General features: G+C 72.6%; 14 protein-coding genes. 4 read left to right on the forward strand and 10 right to left on the reverse strand.

Going from position 1 to position 12,810, the window contains the following annotated elements:
• Positions 1-160 precede the first annotated feature (160 nt).
• Positions 161-1,039: a virginiamycin B lyase gene (locus ACIBF8_RS12730; protein WP_396782815.1), complete on the reverse strand. Its 879-nt coding sequence runs from the start codon at positions 1,037-1,039 to the stop codon at positions 161-163.
• Positions 1,040-1,223: 184 nt separating this feature from the next.
• Here ACIBF8_RS12730 and ACIBF8_RS12735 point away from each other — a divergent pair, with 184 nt between their 5' ends.
• On the forward strand, positions 1,224-1,715 hold the full coding sequence (locus ACIBF8_RS12735) for a hypothetical protein (protein ID WP_396782817.1): 492 nt from the start codon (positions 1,224-1,226) through the stop codon (positions 1,713-1,715).
• A gap of 116 nt (positions 1,716-1,831) precedes the next feature.
• On the opposite strand, the gene ACIBF8_RS12740 is transcribed toward ACIBF8_RS12735, so the two are convergent.
• The 3 genes from ACIBF8_RS12740 to glnA form a co-directional block, all read right to left on the reverse strand.
• Positions 1,832-2,296 (reverse strand): helix-turn-helix transcriptional regulator, encoded by a 465-nt coding sequence (locus ACIBF8_RS12740; protein ID WP_396782819.1) that lies wholly within the window; start codon positions 2,294-2,296, stop codon positions 1,832-1,834.
• Positions 2,297-2,363: 67 nt separating this feature from the next.
• Entirely contained in the window at positions 2,364-2,789 is a 426-nt protein-coding gene (locus ACIBF8_RS12745) for a DUF350 domain-containing protein (protein ID WP_396782820.1), read from the reverse strand.
• 88 nt (positions 2,790-2,877) lie between these two features.
• A complete protein-coding gene (gene glnA / locus ACIBF8_RS12750; protein ID WP_396782822.1) occupies positions 2,878-4,227 on the reverse strand; it encodes a type I glutamate--ammonia ligase in 1,350 nt (449 codons plus the stop codon).
• 214 nt (positions 4,228-4,441) lie between these two features.
• Between glnA and ACIBF8_RS12755 the strand changes: the two genes are divergently transcribed.
• Both ACIBF8_RS12755 and panB read left to right on the forward strand, forming a co-directional pair.
• Positions 4,442-6,199 carry an NAD+ synthase gene (locus ACIBF8_RS12755; RefSeq protein ID WP_396782824.1) on the forward strand — a complete coding sequence of 586 codons (1,758 nt, stop codon included), beginning with the start codon at positions 4,442-4,444 and terminating at the stop codon, positions 6,197-6,199.
• 196 nt (positions 6,200-6,395) lie between these two features.
• Positions 6,396-7,241, forward strand: a complete 846-nt coding sequence (gene panB, locus ACIBF8_RS12760; RefSeq protein WP_396782825.1) for a 3-methyl-2-oxobutanoate hydroxymethyltransferase — start codon at positions 6,396-6,398, stop codon at positions 7,239-7,241.
• A gap of 121 nt (positions 7,242-7,362) precedes the next feature.
• On the opposite strand, the gene npdG is transcribed toward panB, so the two are convergent.
• The 4 genes from npdG to ACIBF8_RS12780 form a co-directional block, all read right to left on the reverse strand.
• A complete protein-coding gene (npdG, locus tag ACIBF8_RS12765) occupies positions 7,363-8,061 on the reverse strand; it encodes an NADPH-dependent F420 reductase (protein WP_396782826.1) in 699 nt (232 codons plus the stop codon).
• 113 nt (positions 8,062-8,174) lie between these two features.
• Entirely contained in the window at positions 8,175-9,605 is a 1,431-nt protein-coding gene (locus tag ACIBF8_RS12770; protein WP_396782827.1) for an RNB domain-containing ribonuclease, read from the reverse strand.
• A gap of 80 nt (positions 9,606-9,685) precedes the next feature.
• A complete protein-coding gene (locus tag ACIBF8_RS12775) occupies positions 9,686-10,561 on the reverse strand; it encodes a histone (protein WP_396782828.1) in 876 nt (291 codons plus the stop codon).
• Between the two features lie 84 nt (positions 10,562-10,645).
• Positions 10,646-10,849 (reverse strand): hypothetical protein, encoded by a 204-nt coding sequence (locus ACIBF8_RS12780; RefSeq protein ID WP_396782829.1) that lies wholly within the window; start codon positions 10,847-10,849, stop codon positions 10,646-10,648.
• 177 nt (positions 10,850-11,026) lie between these two features.
• Here ACIBF8_RS12780 and ACIBF8_RS12785 point away from each other — a divergent pair, with 177 nt between their 5' ends.
• A complete protein-coding gene (locus tag ACIBF8_RS12785; RefSeq protein ID WP_396782830.1) occupies positions 11,027-11,524 on the forward strand; it encodes an NUDIX hydrolase in 498 nt (165 codons plus the stop codon).
• A gap of 3 nt (positions 11,525-11,527) precedes the next feature.
• Here the strand turns inward: ACIBF8_RS12785 and ACIBF8_RS12790 are convergent, their stop codons facing one another.
• Complete coding sequence (locus ACIBF8_RS12790) at positions 11,528-12,484, reverse strand: hypothetical protein (RefSeq protein ID WP_396782832.1); 957 nt, start codon at positions 12,482-12,484, stop codon at positions 11,528-11,530.
• Complete coding sequence (locus tag ACIBF8_RS12795) at positions 12,478-12,810, reverse strand: PadR family transcriptional regulator (RefSeq protein ID WP_396782833.1); 333 nt, start codon at positions 12,808-12,810, stop codon at positions 12,478-12,480. The genes ACIBF8_RS12790 and ACIBF8_RS12795 overlap by 7 nt, the downstream gene beginning before the upstream one ends.

Here is a 12,810-nt window from a genome sequence, read left to right on the forward strand (position 1 = left end):
CCCCACCCCACCCCCCACCCCGCCTTGCCTCGGTGATCAAGAGGTTTGCGTCAAAATCCGGTCCGGAACTGACGCAAACCTCTTGATCAACCGGGTCGGGCGGGGTCGGGTCGGGTCGCAGGGGGCCGGGGTGGGGGTGGGGGCCGGGGTGGGGGTGGGGTTACAGGGGTAGGTGGGCTATGGCGCCGGTTTCCAGGGCGGCCCAGATGCCGGTGGGGGTGCGGGTGATGCCGTGCGGTTCGGCGTTGGGGGTGGGTAGGGCGTAGCCCTCGAAGCGGCCGGTGGGATCGAGGTGACCGATCCGGTTGGCACCCCACTCGGTGAACCAGGCGCCGCCCTCCGGATCGGCCACGACGGCGTGCGGGCGGGCCGCCCGGTCCGGCAGCGGAAACTCGACGATCTCGCCGTCCGGGTCGATCCGGCCGAGCTGACCGGCCCCGATCTCCACGAACCAGATGGCGCCGTCGTCGCCGAGGGCGATGCCGACCGGGCCCGCGTTCGCGGTGGGCAACGGGCGCAGCGTCACCCCGCCGTCCAGGTCGATCCGGCCGATCGCGTTCGCCTGGTTGAAGGTGAACCAGAGCGCCTCGTCCGCGCCGGCGGTGATCATTGAGGGGAACCCGCCGGTCACCGGCAGCGGGAATGCGTTGTGGGTGCCGTCGGTCTCCACGCGGCCGATCGTGTCGGCGCTCATCCCGGCGTACCAGAGCGCGCCGTCGGGGCCGGCGGCGATGCCACCCGGCCCGGTGCCGGCCGGCAGGTCGATGGTGCGCTGCTCGCCGTCGACGGTGATCCGACCGATCCGGTCGTCTCCCGAGCGGGTGAACCAGAGCGCCCCGTCCGGCCCGACCGTGATGATCAACGGGCGGCCACCGGCCGGATCCAGCGCATAGGTCCGGACCGCGCCGTCGGGCGACAAGCGGGCGATGCCGCCGGCATGGACCAACGTCAGCCACAGCGCGCCGTCCGGGCCGGCCGTGATGCCGTACGGCCCGACGCCCGGCTCGACGAGCGGAATCTCACGAATCTCGACGGTCATCCCGAGCTGTCCTTCCATCGGTGGATCGCCAACCCTGACCGCTCGGCCAGGGACGACACAACCGATTTCGCTCCCTCCGGCCGCGATTGTCAGCTCGCTGACAGGGTCGCCACGGCTTCCGCCCAGACTGCCCGGTCACGCTCGGTGACGACAGTGCAGAAGGATCGAACCTCTGGAGGACAGCATGTCCCGCACCATCCGTAGGAAGCACCTGCTGGCCGGCCTGGCCACCGCCGGCATCCTCGGCGTCGGGATCGCCGCCCCGACGATCGCGTTCGCCGCGGACACCCCGACGCCGACACCGAGCGCCAGCACCGACGCGGCTCCGGGCGCGGTTTCCGGCGCGAAGGCCGACCGGCAGAACGAGTTCGCCGAGGCGCTCGCCAAGGAGTTGGGCGTTCCCACCGACAAGGTCACCGCCGCACTGCAGAAGATCCGCGAGCAGCACCGGCCGGCCGACCGACCGCAGCGGCCGTCCGCCGAGGACCGGCAGACCGCGCTCAAGCAGCGCCTGGAGCAGGCAGTCAAGGACGGCAAGCTCACCCAGGAGCAGGCCGACGCCATCACCACGGCCGTCGAGGCCGGCGTCTTCCCCGGGCCGGGCGGCCACCGCGGGCCGGGCGGTCACGGCGGGCCGGGCGGTCACGGCGCACCGGCGGGTACGCCCGGCAAGTGACCCTGCCGGGGAAGCCGGGTCCGGCCTGGGCCGACCTCGGCTTGATCCACTCCGTTTTCCTGATGTCGCGGTGTCCGGCGCACTCGGACACCGCGACATCCTTGAACCCGAGTCGATCACCAGCCGCAACGCCCGCCAGCCTCAACGCCGCCAGCCCGCGGCACCGCCAGCCCAATACGCCGCCAGCCCGAGCCGCCGCCAGCCCAAGACGCCGCCAGCCCAAGACGCCGCCAGCCCGAGCCGCCGCCAGGCCGAGACGCCGCCAGCTTGCGCAACGCGCTGACGGCCGGCCCGGCGAACGGCGAGCCGGCGAGCCGGTGCAGCGCCACGGCCATCGCCACCGCCTCGGCGGCGGTCAGGTTGACCGGGGGCAGGGTGCGGGCGCGGTCCAGGACGTAGCCGCCAGTGCGCCCCGGCTCGGCCCAGATCGGCACCCCGGCCTCCTGCAGGGCGCCGAGGTCGCGTTCGATGGTTCGGCTGCTCACCTCGAAGCGCGCGGCCAACCAGCGCGCGCTGCGCGGCCGTGGTGACACCGCCCGCAACTCCTCGACCAGGGCGTAGAGACGGTCCGTGCGGTTCATACCCCGCACGCTACGACCGGGGTACGACGCCCCGGCGCCGGCCGCACCCCGACGCGGACCGCCGCCCTCAGGCGATGCAGGCGCAGACGATCAGCGCGGCACCGAAGTGGGTGGCGGCGCTGACCCGGGCCGCCGGGTGCGGCTCGGGCGAGCAGATGACCTCGCCGAGCTTGCCCGGGGTGAGCAGGTCCAGCACCAGGAACGCCAACGCCATGACGCCCAGCCCCAGCAGACCGAAGACCACGGTGGAGGCGAGTCCCTTACCGAAGTCGCTGTAGCTGGTCAGGATCGCGGTGAAGACGATCCCGGCGACGCCGAGCTGGTTGGCGGCGAGCAGCAGCCCCGCGTTGGCGTTGCGGTCGACCCAGATCAGGTCGCGTAGCCGGCCCGGAGTGAGCAGGTCGACGAGCCCGAAGCCGGCGGCCATGAGCCCGACACCGACGATCCCGAACACGACGCTCTGCCAGGCACCGCTGAGCAGATCCTCCAGCACCGACTGCCTCCCGACTCTCCGCCCGGAGGGGTACCGGCGCGGTGATCGAGACGATAGCGGCAGCGCGCAACCGCGTCAGCCCCCGCGCCTACAGCGCCAGGTAGCGCTGCCGCTCGTACGGGGTGACCTCGCGGCGGTACTGCTCCCACTCGGCCCGCTTGTTGCGCAGGAAGAAGTCGAAGACGTGCTCGCCGAGCACCTCGGCGACCAGTTCGGAGCCGGCCATCACGTCGATCGCCTCGGCGAGGTTCTCCGGCAGCGCTTCGTAGCCCATGGCGCGCCGCTCGGCGCTGGTCAGCGACCAGACGTCGTCCTCGGCGCCCGGCGGCAGCTCGTACCCCTCCTCGATGCCCTTCAGGCCGGCGCCGAGCAGCACCGCGAAGGCGAGGTACGGGTTGGTCGCCGAGTCCAGTGAGCGGACCTCGACCCGGGCCGAGTTGGGCTTGCCGTACGCCGGGACGCGGACCAGCGCGGACCGGTTGAGGTGACCCCAGCAGACGTACGCCGGGCTCTCGGTGATCCGGTCCGGCAGCGCCTGCGGGAACAGCCGCTTGTACGAGTTGACCCACTGGTTGGTGACCGCCGTGTACTCCCGGGCGTGCACCAGCAGGCCGGCGATGAACGACTTCGCCACCTTGGACAGCTTCATCGGGTCGCCGCCGTCGTGGAAGGCGTTGCGCTCCCCCTCGAACAGCGACAGGTGGGTGTGCATCCCGCTGCCCGGCTGGTCGGTGAACGGCTTCGGCATGAAGCTGGCCTGCACACCGGTGGAGAGCGCGACCTCCTTGACCACGTGCCGGAAGGTCATGATGTTGTCGGCGGTGGTCAGCGCATCGGCGTAGCGCAGGTCGATCTCCTGCTGGCCGGGTGCCACCTCGTGGTGGCTGAACTCCACCGAGATGCCGATCCGCTCCAGCGCCAGCACGCCCTGGCGGCGGAAGTCCCGCGCCACGGCGTGCGTGGTGTGCTCGAAGTAGCCGCCGGTGTCGACCGGGGTGGGCACCGAGCCGTCCTGCGGACCGTTCTCCAGCAGGAAGAACTCGATCTCCGGGTGGGTGTAGAAGGTGAAGCCCTTCTCGGCGGCCTTGGACAGCGCGCGGCGCAGCACGTGCCGGGGGTCGGCCCAGGACGGCCCGCCGTCGGGCAGCAGGATGTCGCAGAACATCCGGGCGCTCTCGCCGCTGACCCCGCCCTCGAAGGGGAAGACCTGGAAGGTGGTCGGGTCGGGCATGGCCACCATGTCCGATTCGAAGACCCGGGCGAAGCCCTCGATCGCCGAGCCGTCGAAGCCGATGCCCTCCTCGAAGGCCGCCTCCAGCTCGGCGGGGGCCACCGAAACGCTCTTGAGCGTGCCCAGAACGTCGGTGAACCACAGCCGGACGAACCGGATGTCCCGCTCTTCCAGCGTCCGGAGGACGAACTCCTGCTGACGGTCCACTTCCCCAACCCCTCGCGACACTCTTTTGTCCGCCTTGGTCGGGCTGCACCCGACCTGATCGCCCAGTGTTCCCGGGCCTGGTTACGCAGACGTTACGCGAACTACCGCCGGTCGTCCCCTCGTGTCCCGCCCGGCGAGCAGCTGCGCCCCAGCGTGGTCGTCATCTCGCCGGAGGGTACGGATTGTTCCGACCGGCCTGGGGCAAGATGAGGACATGCCCACCCTGCGTCTCGCCTTGTCCCAGGTCAACCCGAGCGTCGGCGACCTCGCCGGAAACGCCGACCTGGTCCGCAGCTGGACTCGCCAGGCCGCCGATGCCGGTGCCCAGCTGGTGCTCTTCCCGGAGATGATGGTGACCGGGTACCCGGTCGAGGACCTGGTCTTCCGGCGCTCCTTCGTCGCCGCGTCCCGGGCCGCCGTGCAGCGGCTAGCCGCCGACCTGGCCGCCGACGGCCTCGGCGAGGTGCCGGTCGTGGTTGGCTACCTGGACGCCGACGGGCCGCCGCAGGTCAGCGGGGATGCCGAGCCGGGCCGGGGTGCCCGCAACGCCGCCGCGCTGCTGCACCGGGGTGTCGTGGCCGCCCGCTACTTCAAGCACCACCTGCCCAACTACGGGGTCTTCGACGAGGACCGGTACTTCATCTCCGGTGACGAGCTGACCGTGGTGCGGATCGGCGGCGTGGACGTCGCGCTGACCATCTGCGAGGACCTGTGGCAGGCCGGCGGTCCGTTCGCCGCCGCCCGGCGGGCCGGCGTCGGCCTGGTCGTCAACATCAACGGCTCGCCGTACGAGCTGAACAAGGACGACATCCGGCTTCCGCTGGTCCGCCGCCGGGCCGCCGAGGCGGGCGCCGCCATCGCGTACGTCAACATGACCGGCGGCCAGGACGAGCTGGTCTTCGAGGGCGACTCGATGATCGTGAGCGCCGACGGTGAGCTGCTCACCCGGGCCCCGCAGTTCGTCGAACACCTGCTCGTGCACGACGTCGAGCTGCCGGCCGCCGCCGCCTCGCCGACCACCGAGACCGTGGCGGACGGCATGCGGATCGTGCACAGCACGCTGGACGGCATTCCGCCCACGCCGGCCGGCCCGCCCGCCACCGGTGGGCTGATCGAGCCGGTGGCCGACGAGGCCGAGGTGTGGCAGGCGCTGGTGCTGGGCCTGCGCGACTACGTCAACAAGAACCGGTTCCCGTCGGTGGTGCTCGGTCTCTCCGGCGGTATCGACTCGGCGGTGGTGGCCGCGTTGGCCGTCGACGCCCTCGGGCCGGACCGGGTGGTCGGTGTGTCGCTGCCCAGCCAGCACTCGTCCGAGCACTCCCGGGAGGACGCCGCCGACCTGGCCAAGCGCACCGGCCTGGACTACCGCGTCGAGCCGATCCAGCCGATGGTGGACGGTTTCCTGGCCAACCTGTCGCTGTCCGGCGTGGCCGTGGAGAACCTGCAGGCCCGGGTCCGTGGCGTGATCCTGATGGCGCTGTCGAACCAGGAGGGCCACCTGGTGTTGACCACCGGCAACAAGAGTGAGCTGGCGGTCGGCTACTCCACCCTGTACGGCGACTCGGTGGGCGGTTTCAACCCGGTCAAGGACGTCTGGAAGACGCTGATCTGGCGGCTCGCGAAGTGGCGCAACAGGGACGCGGCCCGGCGCGGTGAGACCGCCCCGATCCCGGAGAACTCGATCGGCAAGCCGCCGAGCGCCGAGCTGAGCCCCGGCCAACTCGACAGCGACAGCCTGCCCGACTACGACGTCCTGGACCCGATCCTGATCGGCTACGTCGACGGCGACCTCGGCCGCGACGGGCTGGTCGAGTCGGGTCACGACCCGGCGATCGTGGACAAGGTGCTGCGGCTGGTGGATACCGCCGAGTACAAGCGACGGCAGTCGGCACCGGGCACGAAGATCTCCATGAAGGCGTTCGGCCGGGACCGCCGGCTGCCGATCACCAACCGGTGGCGCGAGCACGGCTGAGCCGTACCCCTGGGGGTGCCGGGTCGGTGACGCGGCCCGACGCCGCCGCGCGGGGGCCTCGCGGCTGCGACGCCGCGGCCCCGGCCGGGGTGGAGTGACATCTTGCACTGGGCCCTGCCGTCAGCCCGTCTCGCGGTGCGACGATCGCAACGGAACCCGGGGACCGCGCAGGCGGCCTCGAGGAAGGGAGACAGAGATGGTGGAGTCCACTGGGCACGAGGTGACCGCGTTGTACGGCGGCCCGGTCACCCGACGGGTCCGCACCCGCGACCTGATGGCCGCCAAGGAGCGCGGCGAGCGCTGGCCGATGCTCACCTCGTACGACCAGTACACCGCGTCGATCTTCGACCAGGCCGGGGTCCCGGTGCTGCTGGTCGGCGACTCGGCCGCGAACAACGTATTCGGCTACGAGACCACCCTGCCGATCACCGTGGACGAGCTGCTGCCGCTGGTCCGGGCCGTGGTGCGGGCCACCCGGCAGGCCCTGATCGTCGGTGACCTGCCGTTCGGCTCGTACGAGGAGGGTCCGGCCCAGGCGCTGCGCACCGCCGTCCGGTTCATGAAGGAGGGTGGCTGCCACGCGGTGAAGCTGGAGGGTGGCCGCCGCAACGCCGCGCAGATCGCCGCGATCGTCGGCGCCGGCATCCCGGTGATGGCGCACATCGGCTTCACCCCGCAGAGCGAGCACACCCTGGGCGGCTACCGCGTGCAGGGCCGCGGCGACACCGCCGACGAGGTGCTGGCCGACGCGCGGGCGGTGGCCGAGGCGGGCGCGTTCGCGGTGGTGCTGGAGATGGTGCCCGGCGAGGTGGCCAAGCGGATCACCCACGAGCTGGCGATCCCCACGGTCGGCATCGGGGCGGGCCCGGACACCGACGCCCAGGTGCTGGTCTGGCAGGACATGGCCGGGCTGCGGACCGGCAAGGCCCCCCGCTTCGTCAAGCGGTACGCGGACCTGGCCGGTGCCCTCACCGACGCCACCCGCCGGTTCGCCGACGAGGTCCGGGGCGGCGAGTTCCCCACCGCCGAGCACACCTTCTAGCCGCGACAGCGGCGGGTTAGCCCGACAGCGGCCTGATCCACTCGGTTTTGCCAATATCGGGGTGTCCCAAGGCTAGGGACACCCCGATATCAAGGAACCGGAGTGGATCAGGCCGCTCGGGTCAGAGGTCGGTGACGCGGATGCCGGCGTGCGCCTTGTAGCGCTTGTTGATGGCGATCAGGTTGGCGGTGAACGCCTCGATCTGGTGGGCGTTGCGCAACCGGCCGGCGTAGATGCCCCGCATCCCGGGGATCCGGGCGGCGAGCGCGCCGACGATGTCGACCAGCTCGCGGTCCTCGGTGCAGATCAGCACGTCCAGGTCGATCCGGTCGACCTCGGGGTCGGCCAACAGTGGCGCACTGACGTGGTTGAACGCGGCGCAGACCCGGGAGTCGGGCAGCAACGCGGCGGCCTGCTGCACGGCGCTGCCCTCGGCCACGGTCAGCGCGTACGGGCCCTGCTTGTCGAAGCCGAGCGGGTTGACGCAGTCCACGACGATCCGGCCGGCGAGCGGCTCGGCGAGGGCGGCGACGGTGGCGGCGTGCCCGTCCCACGGCACCGCGATGATCACCACGTCGCTGCGTCGGGCCACCTCGTCGTTGGCCGCGCCGGTGACGCTGCCGCCGGCCGGCACCCCGGGCAGGGCGGCGATCTCGGTCGCGGACTCGGCGGCCCGCTCGGCCGACCGGGAACCGATCAGCACCGTCTGGCCGGCCCGCGCGAACCGGTAGGCGAGGCCCCGCCCCTGGTCGCCGGTGCCGCCGATGATCCCGACCGTCAGCCCGGACACGTCGGGCAGCGTGCTCGCGTCGTATGCCATGGCCTCATCCTCGCAAACCGGTCGGTGGTCAGCAGCGCCGCGCGCTGTGACAATCCCCGCTGCTGCGCGGCGACCCGCGCCGGCTTGCACCGGGGCCTGGGCCGGCGGCCCGGTCAGGCCAGCTCGAACAGGACGGTACGGGCCGCCGGGTCGGCGGTGACCAGGCGGACCCGGACCCGTTCGCCGAGCGGCAGTTGACCGAGGCAGCGAGCGCGTACCGGTGGGGCGTCCAGCGCGACGGTGCCACCGGGTGGTCGGGGCCGGGACTTGCCGTTGGGCGGGGCGTCGACGTCGAGGACGGCCGCGTCGAAGGTCTCGCCCACCCGGTGCTCCAGCACCGCCGCCTCGGCCAACTCGACGGCACCCCGGGTGGCCGCCGAGGCGACCCGGTCGGTGCTCGCCATCACCTCGGGCAGCCGGGGCAGCGCGGCGCGCGCCCACTCGGGCACCGGCTGCCCCGCGTGCAGGGCCAGGCAGACCTCGGTGGCGTACCGGTCGGCCAACCGCCGCAGCGGTGCCGTCACGTGGGCGTACGCGGCCGCCACGCCACCATGTTCCGGCTGCTCCGGCAGCGCCCCGTCGAAGGCGGTGTACGCGGCACCGCGCATCAGCTCGGCCGCCTGGTCGATGAACGCGGCGGCGCGCGGTTGGGCGGCATCCAGACCGGCGATGACCTGACCCGGGCCCACGTCGTCCGGCCAGTGCACGCCCAGCGGCGCGGCGGCGGCCCGGAGCCGCTGCACGCCCTCCGGCTTGGGCGCCGGCATGGTCCGCAGCAGACCGATCCGGCCGGCCAGCATGATGTCGGCGGCGGCCATCCCGGTCAGCAGCGAGATCTGCGCGTTGTGCTCCTCCATCGGCACCGGCGCGCGCAGCACCAGTTGCCAGCCGTCGCCGTCGGGCTCCAGATCCTGCTCGGGCAGCGGCAGGTTGATGGCGCCGCGCCGCAACCCGCGGGCGGTCAGCCGGTCGCCGATCTCGGGCAGCAGCGCGATCGGATCGGGCAGCCGGCCGGCCTCGGCTGCCGCCTGCACCCCGGTGTAGTCGAGTTTGGCCCGGCTGCGGACCAGGGCGCGTTCCAGCTCGACGGCCACGGTGCCGCCGTCGGCGTCCAGGTCGATGGTCCAGATCACCGCCGCCCGGTCGTCGTCGGGCAGCAGGCTGGCGGCGCCCTCGCTGAGGGTGCGCGGGTGCAGCGGCACGTTGCCGTCGGGCAGGTAGATGGTCTGCCCCCGCCGCCAGGTCTCCGCCTCCAGCGCACCACCCGGGGTGACGTGCGCGGCGACGTCGGCGATCGCGTACCGCACCCGGTAGCCCCCACCCGGGCGACGGGCGAGGTGCATCGCCTGGTCCAGGTCGCGGGAGGTGGCCGGGTCGACCGTGACGAACGGTACGTCGGTGCGGTCGACGGGCGGCCGCGGTGGTGCCGCAGCCGCCTCGTCCGCCTCACGCTGGGCGTCGGCCGGGAACTCCTCGGGCAGGCCGAGCTCGCGGCGCAGTGCGCCGAAGTCGATGCGGGGCGCGAGTACGCGTCGGATGACCACGGATCAATCCTGACAGCGCCACGAGTGATCCGCTTCCGGAGACCGGCCGAGAATTCCGGCCGGCGAGGGGTGGCCCGCTCTCAGCCGGTCGACTTCCGAGCGGCGCTGCGCGTACTCCTCGGCGCGGCGGCCCGGGCGGCGGCCGGACGGGCCGGCGACTTGCGGGCGGTCACCTTGCGGGCCGGAGCCTTGGCCGCGACGGTCTTCTTCGCCGGGGCCTTCTTCGCCGCCGCCTTGCGGGCGGTGGTCGACGAGGTGCCCGTCACCTTCGCGGCCGGAGCCTTCTTGGCCGGGGCCTTGCGCGCGCCGCCGCTGGGGCGGGTCGGCGCGGTCTTCTTCGCCGGGGCCTTCTTCGCCGGGGCCTTCTTGGCGGTCGTCTTCGTCGCCGCCGTCTTCTTGACGGCGGACGCCTTGGTCGCGGCCTTGCGCGCCGGGGCCTTCGCCGCCGTGGCGGTCTTACGGGCCGGGGCCTTCGCCGCCGTGGCGGTCTTACGGGCCGGGGCCTTCGCCGCGGCGGTGGTCTTCTTCGCCGCCGAGGCGGTGGTTCTCTTCGCCGCGCTCACCGTCTTCTTCGCCGTACCGGTGGTCTTCTTCGCGGCGGCGCTCGTCTTCTTCGCCGCCGACGCCGGGGTGCGCTTGGCGGTGGCGGTCGTTTTGCGGGTGGCGGTCGAGGTCTTCGCCGGCGCCTTCTTGGCCGCGGCGGTGGTCTTGGCCGTTGCCTTCTTCGCGGGGGCCTTCTTCGCGGGGGCCTTCTTCGCCGCCGTGGTGGTCTTCTTGGCCGGGGCGCGGCCCGCCCCGCCGGCGGCCTTGCGGGCCGGTGCCTTCGCGGCGCCCGTGGTGGACTTACGCACGGGGGTGGTCCGGCTCGCCGCCGTGCTCCGCTCCGCCGCGGCGGTCTTCTTCGCGGTGGTGCGTCGGGCGGCCGGGCGCTTGGTGGCCTGCTGTGCTTCGGCCATCGTTGGTTCCCTCCTTGGGGGACGTGCTCTCGCGTGCGTCCTCGCGGAGCACGAAATATCCCGGCGCGAGCCGTCCCGCGCCGCCTATCTGTCCTCCCCGGCCCAACGAGCGTCCTCGGCATCCCACGCTTCGTTCCGCTCCTGCACCCGTTGCAGGGCGTTCTCCGCGTCAGCCGCCGAGTCGTACGGGCCGAGAACGTGCTTCGCCGGACACACGTCGGCGTCCGTCTCGACCCGGTGATGCCGGGTGCACCAGTAAAAACGCCCACCACGTCCGCTGTCGCTCATGGGAATCACTGTGCACCGCGAACCGGCCGGCCGCCACCGGATCGCACAAGTCGCCGACCTTCTCCACAGTAGATATGCATTGGGTTCGTCGGGCCGAAATGGCGAAACGCGTGGGGACTGGAACACCAGAAGATGCGCAGGTGAGCCTCGCTGTGCGGGCACATCTATGATCGCCGGATGGCGACACCGGACTACATCGTGGGGATGCGCAAGCACGTCGGTCACGATCTGCTCTGGCTGCCGAGTGTCAGCGCGGTCGTTCGCAACGACGCCGGTGAGCTGCTGCTCGGCCAGCGTGCCGACGACGGGCGCTGGTCGGTGATCAGTGGTTTCGTCGAGCCGGGCGAGCAGCCGGCCGCCGCGCTGGTCCGCGAGGTGCGGGAGGAGACGGGTCTGGAGGTCGCGCCGGTGCGGTTGTCCAGCGCCGTCTCGCACCCGCACACCTACCCGAACGGGGACCGCTGCGAATACCTGAACCTGGGCTTCCTGTGCCGACTGGTGTCCGGCACCGCCCGGGTCAACGACGACGAGTCGTTGGCCGTCGGGTGGTTCCCGGTGGACCGGTTGCCCGAGTTGGACAAGCACGCCCTGCTGGTCCTCGCGTACGCGTTGCGCGAGAACCAGCTGGCCGGTTACCTGGAGCCGGGCACCACCTGGGACGACGTACCCGACTGAGGTTCACACCGGGGTCGGCGCGAGGGCGACGGGCGCGGCGGGCGCCGACCGGGCCGCCCGAATGGTGTACGCGAGCGCGTACGGCATGCAGGCCAGGTAGAGCATGGGTTCCGCCAGCACCTCGTTGGTGATGATGTGGAAAATCTCCGATGGGATGGCGGGCCGGGGTAGGCCCACGTTCCAGTCCGTCCAGGCGACGAGGAGCCACAGCGGCGCGGAGATGTGGTCGACGCCGCCCAATGGTGTCGGACCGCTGACCGGGCCAGCGCGACTGCCTGCCGAGACGGCGTCGAAAACGGCGAGAATCACCGCGAGGTCGGCGGCGGCGAGCGCGCCGAGGACGCCCACCCACCAGGCCGCACGGAGGCGATTGCGGGAGGCGAGGCTCGCCGCGGCCCAGAGGGCCAGCGTCAGGCCGGCCAACCAGAGCAGCAGCCCGGGTACGAAGGTGGCCAGGTCGTCCGGGGAGATGGCAGACAGGAACACGACAGCCGTCGCGCCGATGGGAAGCACCACGCCGATCGCGATGCGCAGCGGACCGTCGAGTGCGGTGCGCCGGGCCCAGCGCGCGGCGATCACCGCCAGCAGCACGGCCATCCCGACGGTGAGCGCCGTCCAGATCGGCTTCTGCACCCACTCCGCTCTCGTCAGCCAGACCTGGATCGGGAACAGGGCGTAGGCGCTGCCGACCACGATGCCGACGCAGGCGAGCGGGGACAGCAGCAGCGCGGCTGCCGTGCGGCGGGCCCGCCGGTGCAGCACGCTGCGGTCGACCACCGGAGTGCCGGCCCGGCTCACCGCGAGGCTCGCGGCGAAGCCGAGCATCTTCGTCCGGCGGCCGCTCTCGGCGAGCACGTGCAACTCGGCGGCCCACTCGCGGCGCAGGTCGTCGCGGACGTCGGCGGGCCAGCGGCGGGCGGCCATCTCCAACAGCAACTCGGCGACGCGTCGGCTCACCATGCCGGCGCTCCGGTCGGCTCGGTGCCGCCCCACGATGGACGACTGTCGGGGATCGCGGCACGCAGGTCGGCGAGCGCCTGGCGGGCCTGCGTCACCCCGACGGCGGTGAGCCGGTAGTAGCGGCGGGCGGGCCGGCCGGCCGCGACGGGATCGATCTCCTCCCAGTCGGCGGCCAGCCAGCCGGCCTCGGTGAGCCGGTGCAGCACCGGGTAGAGGGTGCCGCTGGGCAGGTCGGTCATCCGCATCAGGTCCAGCCCGTAGCGCTGCGCGTCGGGCTCGGCGAGCAGCGCCGCGACCACCTTGGCTACCGGAATGGTCATCCGCAT

It is taken from the genome of Micromonospora sp. NPDC050276 (genome assembly GCF_044459545.1).
Taxonomy (GTDB): domain Bacteria; phylum Actinomycetota; class Actinomycetes; order Mycobacteriales; family Micromonosporaceae; genus Micromonospora.